The organism is Pseudomonas sp. SWRI18 (genome assembly GCF_014268345.1).
Classification (GTDB): Bacteria; Pseudomonadota; Gammaproteobacteria; order Pseudomonadales; family Pseudomonadaceae; genus Aquipseudomonas; species Aquipseudomonas cedrina.
The window spans coordinates 82,648-102,017 of sequence record NZ_JACCQQ010000019.1; the positions used below are offsets into that span (position 1 = coordinate 82,648).

The 19,370-nt window shown below is 61.2% G+C and carries 17 protein-coding genes and 1 pseudogene; 6 read left to right on the plus strand and 12 right to left on the minus strand.

All coding sequences use genetic code 11. The features are described from left to right. Nucleotides 1-97: 97 nt before the first annotated feature. The 7 genes from H0Z09_RS19975 to gcl all read right to left on the minus strand — a co-directional run bounded on the left by H0Z09_RS19975 (nt 98) and on the right by gcl (nt 8,430). A complete protein-coding gene (locus H0Z09_RS19975; protein ID WP_186692847.1) occupies nt 98-922 on the minus strand; it encodes an ion transporter in 825 nt (274 codons plus the stop codon). Between the two features lie 31 nt (nt 923-953). Next, nucleotides 954-1,829, minus strand: a complete 876-nt coding sequence (locus H0Z09_RS19980; protein WP_186692849.1) for an urea transporter — start codon at nt 1,827-1,829, stop codon at nt 954-956. 121 nt (nt 1,830-1,950) lie between these two features. Then, nucleotides 1,951-3,366 (minus strand): pyruvate kinase, encoded by a 1,416-nt coding sequence (pyk, locus tag H0Z09_RS19985; protein WP_186692851.1) that lies wholly within the window; start codon nt 3,364-3,366, stop codon nt 1,951-1,953. Continuing rightward, nucleotides 3,356-4,636 (minus strand): glycerate kinase, encoded by a 1,281-nt coding sequence (locus H0Z09_RS19990; RefSeq protein ID WP_186692853.1) that lies wholly within the window; start codon nt 4,634-4,636, stop codon nt 3,356-3,358. The genes pyk and H0Z09_RS19990 overlap by 11 nt, the downstream gene beginning before the upstream one ends. A 192-nt stretch (nt 4,637-4,828) precedes the next feature. Further along, nucleotides 4,829-5,740, minus strand: a complete 912-nt coding sequence (locus H0Z09_RS19995) for a 2-hydroxy-3-oxopropionate reductase (protein ID WP_346656803.1) — start codon at nt 5,738-5,740, stop codon at nt 4,829-4,831. A gap of 100 nt (nt 5,741-5,840) precedes the next feature. Continuing rightward, a complete protein-coding gene (hyi, locus tag H0Z09_RS20000; RefSeq protein WP_186692857.1) occupies nt 5,841-6,644 on the minus strand; it encodes a hydroxypyruvate isomerase in 804 nt (267 codons plus the stop codon). 10 nt (nt 6,645-6,654) lie between these two features. Beyond that, nucleotides 6,655-8,430 (minus strand): glyoxylate carboligase, encoded by a 1,776-nt coding sequence (gcl, locus tag H0Z09_RS20005; RefSeq protein WP_186692859.1) that lies wholly within the window; start codon nt 8,428-8,430, stop codon nt 6,655-6,657. 266 nt (nt 8,431-8,696) lie between these two features. On the opposite strand from gcl, the gene H0Z09_RS20010 reads away from it, so the two are divergent. Beyond that, nucleotides 8,697-9,137, plus strand: coding sequence for a heme-binding protein (locus H0Z09_RS20010; protein WP_076950470.1), 441 nt, complete (start codon nt 8,697-8,699; stop codon nt 9,135-9,137). Between the two features lie 142 nt (nt 9,138-9,279). Here the strand turns inward: H0Z09_RS20010 and H0Z09_RS20015 are convergent, their stop codons facing one another. Beyond that, nucleotides 9,280-9,738, minus strand: coding sequence for a transposase (locus tag H0Z09_RS20015; RefSeq protein WP_186692861.1), 459 nt, complete (start codon nt 9,736-9,738; stop codon nt 9,280-9,282). Nucleotides 9,739-9,918: 180 nt separating this feature from the next. Further along, nucleotides 9,919-10,524 (minus strand): TetR/AcrR family transcriptional regulator, encoded by a 606-nt coding sequence (locus tag H0Z09_RS20020; protein WP_076950519.1) that lies wholly within the window; start codon nt 10,522-10,524, stop codon nt 9,919-9,921. A gap of 135 nt (nt 10,525-10,659) precedes the next feature. On the opposite strand from H0Z09_RS20020, the gene H0Z09_RS20025 reads away from it, so the two are divergent. Further along, entirely contained in the window at nt 10,660-11,574 is a 915-nt protein-coding gene (locus tag H0Z09_RS20025) for a DUF808 domain-containing protein (RefSeq protein WP_186692863.1), read from the plus strand. A gap of 55 nt (nt 11,575-11,629) precedes the next feature. Here H0Z09_RS20025 and H0Z09_RS20030 read toward each other — a convergent pair whose 3' ends face one another. Both H0Z09_RS20030 and H0Z09_RS20035 read right to left on the minus strand, forming a co-directional pair. Continuing rightward, nucleotides 11,630-12,418, minus strand: coding sequence for an MlaA family lipoprotein (locus H0Z09_RS20030; RefSeq protein ID WP_186692865.1), 789 nt, complete (start codon nt 12,416-12,418; stop codon nt 11,630-11,632). Continuing rightward, on the minus strand, nt 12,411-13,709 hold the full coding sequence (locus tag H0Z09_RS20035; protein WP_076950474.1) for a serine/threonine protein kinase: 1,299 nt from the start codon (nt 13,707-13,709) through the stop codon (nt 12,411-12,413). Before H0Z09_RS20035 ends, H0Z09_RS20030 begins: the two co-directional genes overlap by 8 nt. A 236-nt stretch (nt 13,710-13,945) precedes the next feature. Between H0Z09_RS20035 and H0Z09_RS20040 the strand changes: the two genes are divergently transcribed. Next, nucleotides 13,946-14,314 carry a hypothetical protein gene (locus H0Z09_RS20040; RefSeq protein ID WP_186692867.1) on the plus strand — a complete coding sequence of 123 codons (369 nt, stop codon included), beginning with the start codon at nt 13,946-13,948 and terminating at the stop codon, nt 14,312-14,314. 89 nt (nt 14,315-14,403) lie between these two features. On the opposite strand, the gene H0Z09_RS20045 is transcribed toward H0Z09_RS20040, so the two are convergent. Then, nucleotides 14,404-15,957 carry a glycosyl hydrolase family 17 protein gene (locus H0Z09_RS20045; RefSeq protein ID WP_186692869.1) on the minus strand — a complete coding sequence of 518 codons (1,554 nt, stop codon included), beginning with the start codon at nt 15,955-15,957 and terminating at the stop codon, nt 14,404-14,406. A gap of 332 nt (nt 15,958-16,289) precedes the next feature. Here H0Z09_RS20045 and H0Z09_RS20050 point away from each other — a divergent pair, with 332 nt between their 5' ends. From H0Z09_RS20050 to H0Z09_RS20060, 3 genes and pseudogenes are all read left to right on the plus strand, one after another. After that, the gene (locus H0Z09_RS20050) at nt 16,290-17,141 is read left to right on the plus strand and encodes a glycine betaine ABC transporter substrate-binding protein (protein WP_186692871.1); all 852 of its coding nucleotides are present in this window, start codon (nt 16,290-16,292) and stop codon (nt 17,139-17,141) included. A 256-nt stretch (nt 17,142-17,397) separates the two neighbouring features. Next, nucleotides 17,398-17,709: a DUF485 domain-containing protein gene (locus tag H0Z09_RS20055; RefSeq protein WP_003190001.1), complete on the plus strand. Its 312-nt coding sequence runs from the start codon at nt 17,398-17,400 to the stop codon at nt 17,707-17,709. Next, nucleotides 17,706-19,363, plus strand: a pseudogene (locus H0Z09_RS20060) (cation acetate symporter). Before H0Z09_RS20055 ends, H0Z09_RS20060 begins: the two are co-directional and overlap by 4 nt. The last annotated feature ends 7 nt before the right edge of the window (nt 19,364-19,370 follow it).

Here is a 19,370-nt window from a genome sequence, read left to right on the forward strand (position 1 = left end):
CATTCCTTGTTGTTCGAGACGGTTGTCAATTGAGGGCAATATGCCAGCGACTATAGCGGGCGCGACCTGCACGCTTAAAGAATAAAACGTGCTGTGCTTATTCCACTTTCTTGAACAGCGCATTGCCACAGCGTGAGCAAAAGGCTGCGTTGGGTTCATGGCTGTTCTTTTTGCACACCGGGCAGTCGGTTTGCAGCTGTTCGCCACGCATGGCACTCGCCAATTCAGCGGTGAAGATGCCGGTGGGCACGGCAATGATCGAGTAACCGGTGATCATCACCAACGACGAAATTACCTGGCCCAGCGGCGTCTTCGGCACGATATCGCCAAAGCCCACGGTGGTCAGGGTCACGATCGCCCAATAGATGCCCTTGGGGATGCTGGTAAAGCCGTGTTCCGGGCCTTCGATCACGTACATCAAGGTGCCGAACACGGTGACCAGCGTGCACACGCTCACCAGGAAGACCACTATCTTCTGCTTGCTGCCACGCAGCGCCGCCATCAGATAATTGGCTTGCTTGAGGTACGGGCTGAGCTTGAGCACCCGGAAGATGCGCAGCATGCGGATGATGCGAATGATCAACAGGTACTGGGCATCGCTGTAGTACAGGGCGAGGATGCCGGGCACGATGGCCAGCAGATCCACCAGCCCGTAAAAGCTGAAGGCATACCGCAGCGGCTTCGGCGAGCAGTACAGGCGCAACCCGTACTCGATCAGGAAGATCAGCGTGAAGCCCCACTCGATATAGGCCAGCACGTCGGCGTAGTTCTGGTGGATCTGGTCGATGCTGTCGAGCATCACGATCACCAGGCTGGCGAGGATGATCAGCAACAGGATGCCGTCAAAACGCCGCCCGGCAGCGGTGTCGCTTTGGAAAACCATGACGTAGAGCCGCTGGCGCCAGTCGTTATTGCTGTCCATAAATCCCGCCTGAAACTGATATCGGGCAAGCCTAGGGGGATTCGAAGGGACTGTCCATGCGGGGTTTGCGCAGCACGCGCGCGCCTGCACGCACCAACCAGCACGCGAGGATGAACGGCGCGGTCAACGTGGGCAGGTGCAGGGCGGCAAAGCCCGGCGTGAGGAGGACCGCCAGCAGGATGCCGAGCAGTGGCCACCAGGGCTGGCGACGTACCTGGCTCAGGGCCAGCGCCGCCAATGCGGAGTTGTAACTGTGCAGGCCGAGAAGGGCGCCGGCCGGTTCGTGCAGACACAGCGCGGCCAGCAATCCAGCGCTGGCGCCGATCAGCGCCCACACGGCGGCGCGCCGGTCGGCCAGCCACAGGCCCAGCGTAATCAGGCCACCCGCCAGGGGCTGGTCCAGCAGCATGATCTGGGCAAGCCCGGTAAAAGGCGCGGTGAAGAGGGCCACCGTGTCGGGTTCGCTCAAGGCCAACGTGCCCGGCGGCGCCGTGCCCGGCAGCAACCAGCCCAGGCCGACAAAAGGCGCGGTATAGGCCGGCAAATCATCAGGCTGGCTGGCGCGTTTGAACCATTGCCGCGTCAGGATCGCACTCAAGCCACCGCACGCCAGGATCAGCGGCGGCAACAAGGCCGACCAGGCAAAGTGCTGGCTGATCAACAAGCCCAGCAGCACACCGTTGTAGCTATAAAGGCCGGCCTGGCGTTCCACCTTGGGATACCCGCGGCGCTGGGCCGTGAGCAGGCCCGCCACACCGCCCAGCAACGCTGCGCCGAAGGCAGCCGGGGCGCCGACCAGGATGGCCAGCAGGCACAGCACGCCACACAGCGGATGGCGCTGCAGGAAGATCTGGCTGAAGCCGTTGAGCAGGGCTTCGGCCCAGTCGGGGCAGGTCTGGTTGGGCATTAGGTTAAGTCAGTTAGACCGAGGTGATCCCATCGCAGGCAAGCCAGCTCCCACATTTAACTGTATTCACAATTCAAAAATGTGGGAGCCGGGCTTGCCCGCGATGAGGCCCTGGCAGGCGCTAAATCAACGTCTCGATACGCAGCGAATTGGTCGACCCCGGCTGCCCGAACGGCACCCCGGCGGTAATCACCAACGTATCCCCGCGCTGCGCCATGCCTTGCGCCTGCGCTATCTCCAGCGCCGTGGAACACACCTCATCTACCTGGCGCAGCCGGTCGTTGACCACCGAATGCACGCCCCACGCCACGCTTAACCGCCGCGCCGTGGCAAGGTTCGGCGTGAGGTTGAGGATCGCTGCCGCCGGCCGTTCCCGCGCCGCGCGCAGGCTGGAGCTGCCGGACTCGCTGTAGTTCACCAGCACCGCCACCGGCAGGATGCTGCTGATGCGGCGGATCGCGCAGCTGATGGCGTCCGACACCGTGGCATCCGCCTTGGGCCGGCTGACGTCCAGTTGCGTCTGGTAGTCCGGGCCGCTTTCCACCTGGCGGATGATCTTGCTCATCATCTGCACGGCTTCCAGCGGGTATTCGCCGGACGCGGTTTCCGCCGACAGCATCAGCGCATCCGCGCCTTCGGCCACTGCATTGGCGACATCCGTGACTTCGGCACGGGTCGGCGCCGGCGAGAAGCGCATGGATTCCAGCATCTGCGTGGCCACCACCACCGGTTTGCCCAACTGGCGGCAGGTGCGGATGATGTCTTTCTGAATCTGCGGCACGCTTTCGGCGGGCACTTCCACGCCCAGGTCGCCTCGGGCCACCATGATTGCGTCGCTCAGTTCGGCGATTTCCCGCAGGCATTGCACGGCCGACGGCTTCTCGATCTTGGCCATCAGGAAGGCCTTGTCGCCGATCAACTCGCGGGCTTCGCGGATGTCTTCCGGGCGTTGCACGAACGACAGCGCCACCCAGTCCACCCCCAGCTCCAGGCCGAAGCTCAAGTCGCGCCGATCCTTGGCGGTCAACGGGCTGAGTTCCAGCAGCGCTTGTGGCACGTTCACACCTTTGCGGTCAGATAATTCGCCGCCGTTCAGCACCGTGGTGTCGATGGCATCCGCGTGTTTGGTGATGACCCGCAGGCGCAGCTTGCCGTCGTCCAGCAACAGGTCCATGCCGGGTTCCAGCGCCTTGAGGATTTCCGGATGGGGCAGGTTGACCCGGCGTTGATCGCCCGGTGTTTCGTCCAGGTCCAGGCGCAGGGCCTGGCCGCGCACCAGTTGCACCTTGCCCTCGGCAAAACGGCCGACCCGCAGCTTCGGGCCTTGCAGGTCCATGAGGATGCCAAGCGGGTAATTCAACTGGCGCTCCACTTGGCGAATCCACTGGTAACGCTGGGCGTGATCGGCGTGGTCACCGTGGCTGAAATTGAGGCGGAAAATATTGACCCCGGCTTCCACCAGCTCGCGGATGTCATCGATGCCGTCGGTGGCGGGGCCCAGGGTGGCGAGGATTTTGACTTTCTTGTCAGGCGTCATGGTTGGCAGTCTCAAGAATCAGGATGGCGCGAAAGTCGTTGACGTTGGTGCGCGTCGGTTCGGTGACGATCAAACCGCCGAGGGCGGCGAAATAGCCGTAGCCGTTGTTGTTATCCAACTCATCGCTGGCCGACAGGCCGAGGGCTTCGGCGCGGGCGTAACTGCTTGGGGTCATGATCGCGCCGGCGTTGTCTTCGGAGCCGTCGATGCCGTCGGTATCGCCGGCCAGGGCGTACACGCCGGGCAGGCCCTTGAGGCTGTCGGTGAGGCTCAGCAGGAACTCCGCATTGCGCCCGCCACGGCCATTGCCGCGCACGGTGACGGTGGTTTCACCGCCGGACAGGATCACGCATGGCGCCGCCAGCGGCTGGCCATGTTGCACGATCTGCCGGGCAATCCCGGCGTGCACCTTGGCCACGTCCCGCGCTTCGCCCTCCAGGTCACCGAGGATCAACGGGCTGAAACCGGCCTGGCGTATTTTTACCGCCACCGCTTCCAGGGACTGCTGCGGGCGGGCGATCAGCTGGAAATGGCTGCGGGCGAGCACGGGGTCGCCGGGCTTGACGGTTTCCGACGCCGGGTCCTGTAACCAACTGCGCACGGAGGCGGGTACTTCGATGTGATAGCGCTTGAGAATCGCCAGGGCCTGTTGCGAGGTGCTGGGGTCGCCGACGGTGGGGCCGGAGGCAATCACCGTGGCCTGGTCGCCCGGCACATCGGAAATCGCGTAGGTGTAGACCGTCGCCGGCCATGCCGCCTTGGCCAGTCGGCCGCCCTTGATGGCCGAGAGGTGCTTGCGCACACAGTTCATCTCGCCAATGGTCGCGCCGGACTTGAGCAGGGCTTTATTGAGGGTTTGCTTGTCGGCCAGGGTGATGCCTTCGGCGGGCAGGGCCAACAAGGCGGAGCCGCCGCCGGACAGCAGGAAAATCACACGGTCGTCTTCGCTGAGGTTGCTGATCAATTCCAGCACGCGCTGGGCCACGGCCAGGCCGGCGGCATCCGGCACCGGGTGGGCGGCTTCGACCACTTCGATTCTTTTGCACGGCGCGCCGTGCCCGTAACGGGTGACGACCAGGCCTGTGACTTCGCCCTGCCAGCAATGCTCGACGACGGCGGCCATGGCGGCGGCAGCCTTGCCGGCACCGATCACAATCACGCGGCCGCTGCGGTCGGCGGGCAGGTAGGGTTCCAGGACTTGCCGGGGATGGGCGGCGTCGATGGCTGTGGCAAACAGCTCGCGAAGCAGGTGTTGCGGATCGACCGACATAAGCGGGCTCCCAGGGGCTTTTTTGTTATTAGAGGTGCAGCAAATTTGAGCGTTGGAATGCGATCAAATGTGGGAGCGGGCTTGCTCGCGAATGCGGACTGACATCCAACCTCCATGTTGACGGATACACCGCTTTCGCGAGCAAGCCCGCTCCCACATTCGACCGCATTTCAAAGTTGGGAGCGGTGTATCTTATTTATCGCGAATCGAAAAGTTCGCCATATGCTCCAAGCCCTTGATCAACGCCGAATGGTCCCAGTTCCCACCGCCCAACGCCGCGCATGTGCTGAACACCTGCTGCGTACCGGCGGTGTTCGGCAGGTTGATCCCCAGCTCCTTGGCGCCGGCCAGGGCCAGGTTGAGGTCCTTCTGGTGCAGGTTGATGCGAAAGCCCGGATCAAAGGTGCCCTTGATCATGCGCTCGCCGTGCACTTCGAGGATCTTCGACGACGCAAAACCACCCATCAGCGCTTCACGCACCTTGGCCGGGTCGGCACCGTTTTTGGCGGCGAACAGCAGCGCTTCGGCCACCGCCTGGATGTTCAACGCAACGATGATCTGGTTGGCCACCTTGGCGGTCTGGCCGTCGCCATTGCCGCCCACCAAGGTGATGTTCTTGCCCATGGCCTGGAACAGCGGCAAGGCGCGCTCGAAGGTCTGCGCTTCGCCACCCACCATGATGCTCAGGGTGCCGGCCTTGGCGCCGACTTCGCCACCGGACACCGGCGCGTCCAGGTACTGCGCGCCGGTTTCGTTGATCTGTGCGGCAAATGCCTTGGTGGCGGTGGGCGAGATCGAACTCATGTCGATCACTACCTTGCCTGGCGACAAGCCGGCGGCCACGCCGTCGGCGCGCAACAGCACGTCTTCGACCTGTGGCGTGTCGGGCACCATCACGATGATGAACTCGGCTTCCTGCGCCACTTGCTGCGGGTTGGCCAGGGCCACCGCGCCCGCGTCGATCAGGGCTTGCGGGGCCTTGCCGTGATGCTCGGACAGGAACAGTTGGTGACCCGCTTGCTGCAGGTTGGCGGCCATGGGTTGCCCCATGATGCCGGTGCCGATGAATCCGATTTTAGCCATGAAGAAATCCTCTTTTTTTATTCGATGTGCAGCCAGATACGGTCCCGCAAACACAGGCGATCCAATGTGGGAGCGGGCTTGCTCGCGAAAGCGGTGTATCAGTCAACATCAATGCTGAATGTCAGACTGCATTCGCGAGCAAGCCCGCTCCCACATGGGTCTTGAGCCAACCCAAGCCCGCTTCGGTCGTGGTCAACGGCTTGTACTCACAGCCCACCCAACCCGCGTACCCAATACGATCCAGGTGCTCGAACAGAAACCGATAGTTGATCTCACCGGTGCCCGGCTCGTTGCGCCCAGGGTTGTCCGCCAGCTGGATATGGTTGATCTCGCCCAGGTGCGCGGCCATGGTGCGGGCCAGGTCGCCTTCCATGATTTGCATGTGATAGATGTCATATTGCAAAAACAGGTTGGCACTGCCCACCTGCTCGCGAATCGCCAGGGCTTGCGCCGTGTTGTTGAGGTAAAAGCCCGGAATGTCGCGGGTGTTGATCGCTTCCATCACCAGCTTGATGCCCACCGCTTGCAGCTTGTCGGCGGCATATTTGAGGTTGGCGACAAAGGTTTTTTCCAGGGTTTGGTCATCGATGCCTTGTGGCCGAATGCCCGCCAGGCAGTTGATCTGGGTGTTGCCCAACACCTGGGCGTAGGCGATGGCCAGCTTGACCCCGGCACGGAACTCCTCGACCCGGTCCGGGTGGCACGCCAGGCCGCGTTCGCCCTTGGCCCAATCGCCGGCCGGCAGGTTGAACAGCACCTGGGTCAGGCCGTGGGCATCGAGTTGCGCCTTGATCTCGGCAGAGCTGAACTCATACGGAAACAGGTACTCGACACCTTCGAAGCCAGCGTCGGCGGCTGCTTTGAAGCGAGCCAGGAAGTCCTGTTCGGTAAACAGCATGGACAGGTTGGCGGCGAAACGCGGCATAGGGTTCTCCTTAATCGAGCAGGGAAATGGCAGTCGGTGCGTCATTGCCGACCAGGGCCAGGTCTTCGAATTCGTTGACGGCGTTGATCTCGGTGCCCATGGAAATATTGGTCACGCGCTCCAGAATAATCTCAACGATCACGGGAACCTTGAACTCCTTGATCATTTCCTGGGCCTTGCGCAGTGCTGGCTGGATCTCGCCCGGCTCGAATACGCGCAGCGCCTTGCACCCCAGGCCTTCGGCGACGGCCACGTGGTCGACACCGTAACCGTTGAGTTCCGGTGCATTGAGGTTGTCGAAGGACAGCTGCACGCAGTAGTCCATTTCAAACCCGCGCTGGGCCTGGCGGATCAGGCCCAGGTAAGAGTTGTTCACCACCACATGGATGTACGGCAGCTTGAACTGCGCGCCCACCGCCAGCTCTTCGATCATGAACTGGAAATCATAGTCGCCGGACAGCGCCACCACCTTGCGGCTCGGGTCGGCCTTGACCACCCCGAGGGCCGCCGGGATGGTCCAGCCCAGCGGGCCGGCCTGGCCACAGTTGATCCAGTGACGCGGCTTGTACACGTGCAGGAATTGCGCGCCGGCGATCTGCGACAGGCCGATGGTGCTGACGTAGCAAGTGTCCTTGCCGAACACTTGGTTCATCTCTTCGTACACCCGTTGCGGCTTGACCGGCACGTTGTCGAAGTGTGTCTTGCGGTGCAGGGTGGCCTTGCGCTGCTGGCAGTCGTTGAGCCAGGCACTGCGGTCCTTGAGCTTGCCTGCGGCTTTCCACTCGCGGGCTACTTCAATGAACATCGTCAGCGCGGCGCCGGCGTCGGAAACGATGCCAAGGTCCGGTGTGAATACGCGGCCGATCTGCGTCGGCTCAATGTCGACGTGAATGAACCTGCGGCCTTCGGTGTAGACCTCGACCGAACCGGTGTGGCGGTTGGCCCAGCGGTTGCCGATGCCCAGCACCACATCCGACTTGAGCATCGTCGCGTTGCCATAGCGGTGGGAGGTTTGCAGGCCGACCATGCCGACCATCTGCGGGTGATCGTCGGGGATGGTGCCCCAGCCCATCAGGGTCGGGATCACCGGGATACCGGTCAATTCAGCGAATTCAACCAGCAGTTCGCTGGCATCGGCGTTGATCACGCCGCCGCCGCTGACCAGCAACGGGCGCTCGGCCTGGTCCAGCATCGCCAGGGCTTTTTCCACCTGGATGCGCGTGGCCAAGGGCTTGGCCAGGGGCAGCGGCTGGTAGGCGTCGATGTCGAATTCGATCTCGGCCATCTGCACGTCGAACGGCAGGTCGATCAGCACCGGGCCCGGGCGGCCGGAGCGCATTTCAAAGAAGGCTTTCTGGAACGCATACGGTACTTGACCAGGTTCGAGAACGGTGGTCGCCCACTTGGTCACCGGCTTGACGATGCTGGTGATGTCCACGGCCTGGAAGTCTTCCTTGTGCATGCGGGCGCGGGGTGCTTGCCCGGTGATGCACAGGATCGGAATGGAATCGGCCGAGGCGCTGTACAGGCCGGTGACCATGTCGGTGCCCGCCGGGCCCGAGGTACCGATGCACACGCCGATATTGCCGGCCTTGGTGCGCGTATAACCCTCGGCCATGTGGGAGGCGCCTTCAACGTGGCGAGCAAGGACGTGATCGATGCCACCCACCTTTTGCAAGGCCGAGTACAGCGGGTTGATCGCGGCGCCCGGGATACCGAAGGCGGTGTCCACGCCTTCACGGCGCATCACCAGGACGGCGGCTTCGATTGCTCTCATTTTGCTCATGGTTTTGGTGCCTCTTGCGTTTTGTAATTGTATACAAGTGGTGTTCTTGCCAGAGTGTATTCACGGTGGGCGGCGCAGGTCAATGCATTTTGTTTTTGATTCTGGCGTTCGCCGTAAGGGGCTTTACGACCGTTTTCTGGACATGCGGAAGCCTTGTTGGAAAATATTGTATACAAAATATATGACTATTGTGTTCTATTTGTTTGATCCGGTTTCTGATCATTCAGGCCTCCACCGCTTCCCCAATAACAAAGAAGGACGGCACCATGAGCGCTTTAACCTTGAAAATCGCCACCCAATTGACCAGTCATGCCCTCAGTGCAGGGCGCACCCTGTGCACCGCACCACTGACAATCGCGGTGCTCGACAGCGGCGGCCACCTGATCACCCTGCAACGCGAAGACGGCGCCAGCCTGCTGCGCCCGCAGATCGCGGTCGGCAAGGCCTGGGGCGCGATTGCCCTGGGCAAGGGTTCACGCCTGCTGGCGCTGGATGCGCAACAGCGCCCGGCGTTTATCGCGGCGTTGAACAGCCTGGGGCAGGGCAGCGTGGTGCCGGCACCGGGCGGTGTGTTGATTCGGGATCAACAGGGCGTGGTGCTGGGCGCGATCGGCATCAGTGGGGATACCTCGGACATTGATGAGCAGTGCGCGATTACGGCAATCGAGGGGGTGGGGTTGATGGCGGATGCGGGGGTGTTGGCTTGAGTCTTCGGTGACTGGAGCGGCCCCTTCGCGAGCAAGCCCGCTCCCACATTCGACCGCATTCCAAAGGATGTACACGGGCAAATGTGGGAGCGGCGGTGCGACGATTCGACTTGCTCGCGAAGGTGGCGACTCGGTATGGGCTCTATACCCAAACGGCATCCCACAAAGGATAGTCGCCAATTCGCTCTACCAAACCCGCCCGCAGAGGATTGGCCACTACATACCTCGCCATCTTTACCAAGTCATCTTCCTTGCGCAGCGCACGATCATGAAAGCTGGTTTGCCAAAGCCTCCCTTTACGCCCGGAAGCGCCGTTCACGCTTCGAGTACTTTTGGACTTCATTTGGCACATCAAATCGCCCAGCGAACCTTTTTGTAATTCGAGCAACCAGTGGAAATGGTCGGGCATCACCACCCAGGCCAGGGAGTTTGCCAGTCCTTGGTATTGGGCGAGTCTGAATTGCCAGACCACTAAACGACCTAGATGAAAGTCAATGAATACCGGCACACGCTCATGAGTATTGGTGGTAATCAGGTAGACGCGGTTGGGCTCGCTGAATCTTCCGATACGCAGGCGATGTGATGTGGCTAATTCTGGCATTCCATTGCCTCTCTTCAGATGATGTTCTGAGAGGCTAGATCAGGTTATTTGAAACTGATTGGCGGGCTTTTGGCAGGATGTGTCTGGGCGGGCGCTTTCGCGAGCAAGCCCGCTCCCACATTGGTTTCGCGGTGTTCATACATTTTGTGTCTTACACAGAATTCCTATGAGAGCGGTCTCTCAGTCCGGCTCACACCCCTTCAACACCAACCGAATAATCGTCTGCGCCGCCGCTTCATAATCCGCCTCATCCAGCTTGGCCTTGCCGGTCACCGCCGAGATCTGCCAGTCGAAATCCGCGTACGTCTGCGTCGCCGCCCAGATGCTGAACATCAAGTGGTGGGGGTCGATCGGCGCGATCAGGCCGCGATCCACCCAGTGCTGGATGCAATCGATGTTGTGCCTGGCCTGGGCGTTCAACTGCTCGACCTGCTCAGCGCTGAGGTGCGGGGCGCCGTGCATGATTTCGCTGGCGAATACCTTGGAGGCAAAAGGCAGGTCGCGGGAGATGCGGATTTTCGAGCGGATGTAGTTGCTCAACACGTCCTTGGGCTCGCCGTCCCGGTTGAACGGCGTGGAGGCGGCCAGGATCGGCTCGATGATGCTTTCGAGTACCTCGCGGTAGAGGTTGTCCTTGGATTTGAAATAATAGTAGACGTTGGGCTTGGGCAGCCCGGCCTTGGCGGCGATGTCGCTGGTTTTGGTCGCGGCGAAGCCCTTGTCGGCAAACTCCTCGCTGGCCGCCCGCAGGATTTTTTGTTTGTTGCGCTCGCGAATGGTGCTCATAAACCAGGGGTTTCCTTGCCAGTACAGGCGGTTGCGCATGGTAGCACCGGCCATCCGCGAGCCTCAACAATGTGCCCGCAAAGCGTTGCGCCGCGCTATGCTCGCCCCATCCCCCTCTATACGGAAGCCCGATTCATGGCAGGAAGCAGTTTGTTGGTGTTGATCGACGATATCGCCGCCGTACTCGATGACGTCGCCCTGATGACCAAAATGGCCGCGAAAAAAACCTCCGGCGTGCTGGGCGACGACCTGGCGCTCAATGCCCAGCAGGTCAGCGGCGTACGTGCCGAACGGGAAATTCCCGTGGTGTGGGCGGTGGCCAAGGGCTCATTCGTCAATAAGCTGATCCTGGTGCCGACGGCCCTGCTGATCAGTGCCTTCATACCTTGGGCGGTCACGCCGCTGTTGATGCTCGGCGGTGCCTACCTGTGTTTCGAAGGTTTCGAGAAGCTCGCGCACAAATTCCTGCACAGCAAGGCTGAGGATCAGGCTGAACATGCGCAGTTGGCCGAGGCGGTGGCCGACCCGGCCACCGATCTGGTGGCGTTCGAAAAAGACAAGATCAAGGGCGCGATCCGTACCGACTTCATCCTCTCGGCTGAAATCATCGCCATCACCCTCGGCATCGTGGCCGATGCGCCACTGACGCAACAGGTGATCGTGCTCTCGGGCATCGCCATCGTGATGACCGTGGGCGTTTACGGATTGGTCGCGGGTATCGTCAAGCTGGATGACCTGGGCCTGTGGCTTACTCAAAAGCCTGGCCAGGTAGCGCGCAGTGTCGGCGGCGCCATTCTGCGCGCGGCCCCCTACATGATGAAGAGCTTGTCGGTGATCGGTACGGCGGCGATGTTCCTGGTGGGCGGCGGGATTCTTACCCATGGCGTACCGGTGGTGCATCACTGGATCGAAACGCTCAGCCAGGGCGCCGGCGCGGCGGCGTGGCTGGTGCCGCCCGTGCTCAATGGTGTGGCGGGGGTGATTGCGGGGGCGCTGGTGCTGGCGGTGGTCAGCGTGGTCGGCAAGGCGTGGAAAGCACTCAGGGCTTGAACCCCAGGCACAAAAAAAGGCCATTCACGCGAATGGCCTTTTTTGTGCGCGTTGCTTATTCGGAAATCTGCAACTTGCGCGATTCGGTATAGATGTAGCGCACCTTCTCATACTCGAATGGCGAATTCATCTGCCCATACCGGAAGCTGGTCTGGTAGCGCCGGTCGACCGCGCGCAACGCCCAGATTTCCGGGTGGTTGGAGCTGACTTCGGCGACGTTGAGGAAGTTGATCTGGTTTTCCGCCGTGTAGTCGACCAGCAAGCCGCCGGTGTCGCGTAGGTTCGACGGGCCAAAGACCGGCAGTACCAGGTACGCGCCGCCAGGCACGCCATAGAAGCCCAGGGTCTGGCCGAAGTCTTCGCTCTGGCGCGGCAGGCCCATGGAGGTGGCCGGGTCCCACAGGCCGGCGATGCCGATGGTGGTGTTGACCAGCAGGCGGCCGGTGGTTTCCAGGGAGCGGTGGCCCTTGAGTTGCAACAAGCTGTTCAACAGGTTGGGCACATCGCCCAGGTTGTTGAAGAAGTTGCTCACGCCGGTGCGCAGGAAGCTGGGCGTGACATAGCGGTAACCGTCGACCACCGGCAGGAACACCCATTGGTCGAAGCGGTAGTTGAAGTGGTACACGCGCCGGTTCCACGCTTCCAACGGGTCGTACACGTTGAGCGCGGTGAGGGTCGAACGCTCGAATTCACGCTGGTCCAGGCCCGGATTGAACTTGAGCTTGGTCAGCGGTTCCTTGAAGCCGTCGGAGCCCACCACGGTGGGCTCGTGAGCCTTGCTGTTGTCGGCATTGGCCACGCCCGCGCACATCATAGCGGCGAGCAACAGAAGATATTTAGCCACGGAAGAACTCCAGCATGGCGTCGGCGTTGACGCGGTAATTGAGGTTGCCGCAGTGGCCGCCCAGCGGGTAGACGGTCAAGCGATCGCCGAAGGTTTTACGCAGGAAACCGAGGTCGCCCGGGCCCAGGATCACATCGTCGGCGTTGTGCATGACTGCGATTTTCGGGCTGTCGTGCAGGTAATCCTTGAGGGCGTACAGGCTGACCTGGTCGACCAGTTGCAGCAGGCTGCCGCCATCGGAGCGCGCGCGCCACATCGGGATAACCTGTTCGGTGAGGTAGCAGTCGAAATCGCATTGCAGCGCTCGCTTGAGGAACGGCGTGAGGCTGGTGCTTTCGGTGATCGGGTACTTCGGCGGAATGATCAGGCCACGGCGGTTGATCAGGTCCGAGGTAAAGGCGATGTCAGCCGCCGAGAAGCGGAACGAGGTGCCGATCAGCATGGCCATCTGTTCGTTGGTCAGGTGCTGCTTGGATTGCTGGAAGTCGTAGAGCAGGGCGTCGTTAAGGTCGATATAGCCCTTTTGCTGGAAGTAACGGGTCAGCTTGTTCAACACCAGTTCATAAAAGGTGGTGGTGTTATTGATGCCCTTGACCTCGGTCTGCACCAGCTTGTCGAGGTTGGTGATGGACGTGTAGAGGTTGACCGGCGGGTTCAGCAGTAGCACTTTCTTGAAGTTGAAACTGCGACGGGTCTCGTCGAGCTTGCTGACAAAGGCCGCGTCCAGTGCGCCCAGGCTGTAGCCGGTCAGGTAGAAGTCGGTCACTGGCAACGAAGCGTTCTGCGCGCGTACGGCTTGCATCACGCGGTACATGTCTTCGGCGTCTTCCTGGCTGATGCCGGGGGTGGCGAAACGCGAAGCCGAGGCGATGAAGTCAAAGCTGGTGGGCGAGGACAGCTGCACCACGTGATAGCCGGCCTGGTAATACAGTTTTTTCAGGTATTCATTGATGCTGCTGTCAAACCGCGCACCGGTGCCCGCGATCAGGAAGATCAGCGGCGCGGCGCGATCCTGCTTGGCGATACGGTAGGTGAGTTTCTTCACCGCCCAGAAATTGTCCGGCAGGCTGAATTCGCGCTCGGGGCGCATGTTCAGGGTGTAGTCGGATTGGTTGATCTCGTCATCGCTCGGCAGTTTCGGCCGAAGGTCAGGCGGGGTGGTGGCGATGGTCGCTTCAAACGGGTTGGTCAAAGGGTAGCCATAGCTGGCTTGGTCGATATCGACGGCCAGTGCTGACGCACTCAGAAAAAGGCTGCCCAGTAAGGCAGCACAGCGCAAGGAACGGAGCATGACTTAATCCCTAAGAGGAAACGTGCTTGATGAATTCGCAGGCTATGACCACCGCGTTGCCACCGAAGTGCCAGCTCTCGGCACGAAAAGTCGGAAAATAACGTCGGAATCGGGGTAATAACAGCCAGACGATACACGTTGACACGTCTGGATGAACACTAATTGTGTGTATGCACCTTGTTAACGGCCACCGGGGCATTAAGCTGAGCGCCATTTTTGCCTTTCGGAGTGCCCCGATGTCCCGTCGCTTGCCGTTGATTCTGCTGCTTATTGCCCTGCCACTGTGGCTGGCCGCCAGTTACGGCGCGCGCTACGGCTTCATGGAAGACGGACAGTGGGTGGGGATCTGCGCCGATGAGGCCAGCCGCTGGGAATGCCAGCTGCGTTCGACCCTGGGGTTGATCATTCACTTCAAGGTGCTGGGCTGGGCGGCGCTGGTCACGGCGGTACTGGCGTTTTTTGTGCCGGGTCGCGCCGGGTGGGGGTTGGCGGTGCTGGGGCTGGTGTTCGGGTTGCCGGCGCTGGCGTTGTACAACACGACCTTTGCGGTGTTTGCGGTGGTGATTGCGGGGTTGCGGTTGGTCAGGAAGTCTCGCGGCGCCTGATAGAGCCTCTTCGCGAGCAAGCCCGCTCCCACATTTAATCGGATTCACACGGTCAAAATGTGGGAGCGGGCTTGCTCGCGAAAGCGGTCTCAGAGCTTGCGCACCCGCAAGCACCGCCACAAGGCTACAACCATGAGCAGGCTGACCACGGCCCAACCCCACGCCTGCTGATTCAACAGGCCCTCACGATACAACTGCGGCGCAATGCCAGCACCGATGATAAAGGTCAGCAACGCAATCTCCCGACGCGGCCCGGTGACCGGACGCACCAGGTACACCAGGGCCGGCAGCACCAGCGCCGCACTCGGGAAGCTGCGATAGCGCGGGTCAAACACCAACGCCAGCATCATCACCGCTCCCGCAAACCCGGCAATCGCCACCAGCCAGCCTGCACGCTGCTCAAGCCAGTTGAACGCCCGCTCACGCCAACCTTCGCGCGCGCTCAAGGCCAATGCCGCATGGGCCAGCACCAGCAGGTTCAAGGCCACCAGCAGACCGGCCCACAGCCATTCATCACCAAAGCGTGCGGTCACGCGGGTGAGTTCGGCCCATGTGCCGATGGAACACGCGGCCACCGCGCCCAGCAGGGGCAATGTGATCGCGGCGCGCGTGCTGCGTACGCGACCGCCCAGCGCCAGGGTAACCAGCAGGACAATGCCGCCGACCCCCAGCCACACGGGCCAGTACGGTACATTGGTCACAGGCCCGGCAAGGATGCCCTTGTCCTGGCGATTGGCATCGAACAGGCCCCAATAGCCGCCAACGGCGCCTTCACTTGCACGCTTCCAAGGCTGGTCGAAGGCTTCGATCAGGTTATAGCGCCAGCCATTGGCCTCGGCCATGGCCACGAAACCGCGCATGAACCGGGCTTCGTTGACCCGGCTCGGCACGGCCGTTTCGCGCTGGCGGCCTTCACTGGGCCAGCCGGTTTCACCGATCAGGATGTCCTTGGGGGCAAACTTGTGGCCAAAGGTCTGGCGCACATCGCCTACGTGCTTGAGGGCCTGGTCGATGCCGGACGGATCATCTTCCCAGTACGGCAACAGGTGAATGGTCAGGAAATCCACCGCCGGGGCGATTTCCGGGTGTTGCAGCCAGAACTCCCACACGTCGGCGTAGGTCACCGGTTGCTTGATCCGGCTCTTGACGGTCTGGATCAGCTTCACCAACTGCGTGGCGGTGACTTCCTTGCGCAGCAGCGCTTCGTTGCCGACGATCACTGAAGTCACGACGTCCGGACTGGCGTTGGCCGCAGCGATCAGTTGCTCGATCTCCTTTTGGGTCGCCACCGGGTCACTGCTGACCCAGGCGCCGGCCATCACCTTGAGCCCATGCCGGCGCGCCATGTCCGGCAAGGCTTCCAGGCCGGTCATGGAATAGGTGCGAATGCACTCGAAGCGCGTGGCAAGCAGGGCAAGGTCAGCGTCCATGCGTTCCGGGCGCAGCGTGAAGGGCTGGTCGAACGGCGATTGGTCTTTGTCGAAGGGCGTGTACGAAGCGCACTGCATCTTGTGCGTGGCGCTGGCGACATCGGGCAGCACAACGGGCCGGCCGAGGCCATACCAGTAGCCGGCCAGGGCCAGCAGGCCGAGGATCAAGGCGAAGAAATAGGGCAGGGCAGGGAAGCGGGCAGTCGCGGGCATGGTCGGCTTATCTGGGGGAGCAAAGGCGCGCATCTTACCCGGATTTGCTCCGCGCCAGTGGGGCTGCATGATTTTGACATGCAAAGTTCGGGCGGGATTTTGACGTCAAGTCGCGCAAAACGTCCTACTGGCCAGGTGATGTCGTTTCCTGCTTGGATAAGGTCGCTGACAGAGCAGGTCGAAGACCCCGGCAGGTTGATGATCAAACTGTCAGCACTCCACTGATGCCGTAGCAGCCGGATCGATGCGCGTGAAGGGGGCGCGGTGCACCACATAACAACAGGTTGACGCCGCCCGGCATCCGCCGGGCGCAGCACTTTCGGGGAAGTACTATGAAGATGCGACGACTCTTGGGCGCAGCTGCCACTCTGGTAGTTGCGATGAGCTCCACACTGGCCAGCGCCGACAGCAAAACCCTGAGCATCGGCTATGTCGATGGCTGGTCGGACAGCGTTGCCACCACCCACGTGGCGGCTGAAGTGATCAAGCAGAAGCTCGGTTATGACGTGAAACTGCAAGCGGTCGCCACCGGGATCATGTGGCAGGGCGTTGCCACCGGCAAGCTCGATGCCATGCTCTCCGCCTGGCTGCCGGTGACCCACGGTGAATACTGGGCCAAGAACAAGGACAAGGTGGTCGACTACGGCCCCAACTTCAAGGATGCGAAAATCGGCCTGATCGTGCCGGAGTACGTCAAGGCCAAGTCCATCGAAGACCTCAAGACCGACACCACCTTCAAGAACAAGATCGTCGGTATCGACGCCGGTTCAGGCGTGATGCTCAAGACCGACGAAGCCATCAAGCAGTACGGTCTCGATTACAAACTGCAAGCCAGCTCGGGCGCTGCGATGATCGCCGAGTTGACCCGTGCCGAAGACAAAAAGGACTCGATTGCCGTCACCGGTTGGGTGCCGCACTGGATGTTCGCCAAGTGGAAACTGCGTTTCCTGGACGATCCAAAAGGGATTTATGGTGCTGCTGAAACCGTCAACAGCATCGGCAGCAAGGGCCTGGAGAAGAAAGCGCCGGAAGTCGCAGCCTTCCTGAAGAAATTCCAGTGGGCCTCCAAGGATGAAATCGGCGAAGTCATGCTCGCTATCCAGGAAGGCGCCAAGCCGGATGCCGCAGCCAAGGATTGGGTGGCCAAGCACCCGGAACGCGTCGCCGAGTGGATCGCTAAGTAACCAGCGCTGATACAACCCCTGTGGGAGGGGGCTTGCTCCCGAAAGCGTCGTGTCAGTCACACCTGTTTAACTGACACGACGCCTTCGGGAGCAAGCCCCCTCCCACATTAATTTCTGCACCCTTAATTGTTTCTGCACACCCGCCAACCCTCGCTACACTCGATCTACTACTAAGGTCGTCTGGAACCTGCCCCACAGCCGCATACAGTGGCCATGTTCCAAAATAATAAAAAGCTGTGCTGCGAGGATAAAAACAATGAACGACAGCATTTACCTCTCGATTCAAAACAGCCCGCGTTTCAAGGAGCTGGTGAGAAAAAGGGAAAGGTTCGCCTGGATTCTCTCGGCGATCATGCTAGGGCTTTACTCCGCTTTCATCCTGTTGATCGCCTATGGGCCACAAGTACTGGGGGCCAAGATCAGCCCCGGTTCGTCGATTACCTGGGGCATTCCCCTGGGCGTCGGGCTGATTGTGTCCGCCTTCATCCTGACCGGCATCTATGTGCGCCGGGCCAATGGCGAGTTTGACGACCTGAACAATGCGATTCTCAAGGAGGCTGCGCAATGATCCGGCGTCTACTGGCAGTATTCGGCGCTTCGCTGTTTGCCCCGGCCGTCTGGGCCGCGGACGCATTGACCGGTGCCGTGCAAAAGCAACCCCTGAACGTCTCGGCCATCGTGATGTTCGTTGCGTTTGTGGGGGCCACCCTGTGCATCACCTACTGGGCGTCCAAGCGTAACAAGTCGGCGGCCGACTACTATGCGGCAGGCGGCAAGATCACCGGTTTCCAGAATGGCTTGGCGATTGCCGGTGACTATATGTCGGCTGCGTCCTTCCTGGGGATTTCCGCACTGGTCTACACCTCCGGCTACGATGGCCTGATCTACTCGATCGGCTTCCTGGTGGGCTGGCCGATCATTTTGTTCCTGATCGCCGAGCGCCTGCGTAACCTGGGTAAGTACACCTTTGCCGACGTGGCATCCTACCGCCTGGGGCAAACCCAGATCCGCAGCCTGTCGGCGTGCGGTTCGCTGGTGGTGGTGGCGTTCTACCTGATCGCGCAGATGGTGGGCGCGGGCAAGCTGATCCAACTGCTGTTTGGCCTGGACTACCATGTCGCGGTCATCCTGGTGGGTATCCTGATGTGCCTGTATGTGCTGTTCGGTGGCATGCTCGCGACCACCTGGGTGCAGATCATCAAGGCCGTGCTGTTGCTGTCCGGTGCCTCGTTCATGGCGCTGATGGTGATGAAGCACGTCAACTTCGACTTCAACATGCTGTTCGCCGAGGCGATCAAGGTTCACCCTAAAGGTGAAGCGATCATGAGCCCCGGCGGCCTGGTGAAAGATCCGATCTCGGCCTTCTCCCTAGGCCTGGCGTTGATGTTCGGTACCGCCGGCCTGCCGCATATCCTGATGCGCTTCTTCACGGTGAGCGATGCCAAGGAAGCGCGCAAGAGCGTGCTGTATGCCACAGGCTTCATCGGTTACTTCTACATCCTGACTTTCATCATCGGCTTCGGCGCGATCCTGCTGGTCAGCACCAACCCCGCGTTCAAGGATGCTGCAGCGCCTTGCTCGGCGGCAACAACATGGCGGCGGTGCACCTGGCCAACGCGGTGGGTGGCAGTATCTTCCTGGGCTTCATCTCGGCCGTGGCATTTGCCACCATCCTGGCAGTGGTTGCCGGTTTGACCCTGGCGGGTGCCTCGGCGGTGTCCCATGACCTGTACGCCAGCGTGATCAAGAAAGGCAAGGCCAACGACAAGGATGAGATTCGCGTCTCGAAGATCACCACCATCGCCTTGGCGGTACTGGCGATCGGCCTGGGCATCCTGTTCGAAAGCCAGAACATCGCGTTCATGGTCGGCCTGGCGTTCTCGATTGCCGCCAGCTGCAACTTCCCGGTGCTGTTGCTCTCCATGTACTGGAAGAACCTCACCACCCGTGGCGCAATGATCGGCGGCTGGCTGGGCCTGGTCAGTGCCGTCGGCCTGATGGTGCTGGGTCCGACCATCTGGGTCTCGATCCTGCATCATGAAAAAGCCATCTTCCCGTATGAGTACCCGGCGCTGTTCTCGATGATCATTGCGTTCGTCGGCATCTGGTTCTTCTCCATCACCGACAAGTCGGCGGCGGCAGAGAAAGAGCGTGCGCTGTTCTTCCCGCAGTTTGTTCGTTCGCAGACTGGCCTGGGGGCGAGTGGGGCGGTTAACCACTAAGGTTGTA

What these genes read in the sequence shown, in the direction of transcription:
- H0Z09_RS19975 (WP_186692847.1), bottom strand. Translation starts at nt 922, where the DNA reads ATGGACAGCAATAACGACTGGCGCCAGCGGCTCTACGTCATGGTTTTC.
- H0Z09_RS19980 (WP_186692849.1), bottom strand. Translation starts at nt 1,829, where the DNA reads ATGCCCAACCAGACCTGCCCCGACTGGGCCGAAGCCCTGCTCAACGGC.
- pyk (WP_186692851.1), bottom strand. Translation starts at nt 3,366, where the DNA reads ATGACGCCTGACAAGAAAGTCAAAATCCTCGCCACCCTGGGCCCCGCC.
- H0Z09_RS19990 (WP_186692853.1), bottom strand. Translation starts at nt 4,636, where the DNA reads ATGTCGGTCGATCCGCAACACCTGCTTCGCGAGCTGTTTGCCACAGCC.
- hyi (WP_186692857.1), bottom strand. Translation starts at nt 6,644, where the DNA reads ATGCCGCGTTTCGCCGCCAACCTGTCCATGCTGTTTACCGAACAGGAC.
- gcl (WP_186692859.1), bottom strand. Translation starts at nt 8,430, where the DNA reads ATGAGCAAAATGAGAGCAATCGAAGCCGCCGTCCTGGTGATGCGCCGT.
- H0Z09_RS20010 (WP_076950470.1), top strand. Translation starts at nt 8,697, where the DNA reads ATGAGCGCTTTAACCTTGAAAATCGCCACCCAATTGACCAGTCATGCC.
- H0Z09_RS20015 (WP_186692861.1), bottom strand. Translation starts at nt 9,738, where the DNA reads ATGCCAGAATTAGCCACATCACATCGCCTGCGTATCGGAAGATTCAGC.
- H0Z09_RS20020 (WP_076950519.1), bottom strand. Translation starts at nt 10,524, where the DNA reads ATGAGCACCATTCGCGAGCGCAACAAACAAAAAATCCTGCGGGCGGCC.
- H0Z09_RS20025 (WP_186692863.1), top strand. Translation starts at nt 10,660, where the DNA reads ATGGCAGGAAGCAGTTTGTTGGTGTTGATCGACGATATCGCCGCCGTA.
- H0Z09_RS20035 (WP_076950474.1), bottom strand. Translation starts at nt 13,709, where the DNA reads ATGCTCCGTTCCTTGCGCTGTGCTGCCTTACTGGGCAGCCTTTTTCTG.
- H0Z09_RS20040 (WP_186692867.1), top strand. Translation starts at nt 13,946, where the DNA reads ATGTCCCGTCGCTTGCCGTTGATTCTGCTGCTTATTGCCCTGCCACTG.
- H0Z09_RS20045 (WP_186692869.1), bottom strand. Translation starts at nt 15,957, where the DNA reads ATGCCCGCGACTGCCCGCTTCCCTGCCCTGCCCTATTTCTTCGCCTTG.
- H0Z09_RS20050 (WP_186692871.1), top strand. Translation starts at nt 16,290, where the DNA reads ATGAAGATGCGACGACTCTTGGGCGCAGCTGCCACTCTGGTAGTTGCG.
- H0Z09_RS20055 (WP_003190001.1), top strand. Translation starts at nt 17,398, where the DNA reads ATGAACGACAGCATTTACCTCTCGATTCAAAACAGCCCGCGTTTCAAG.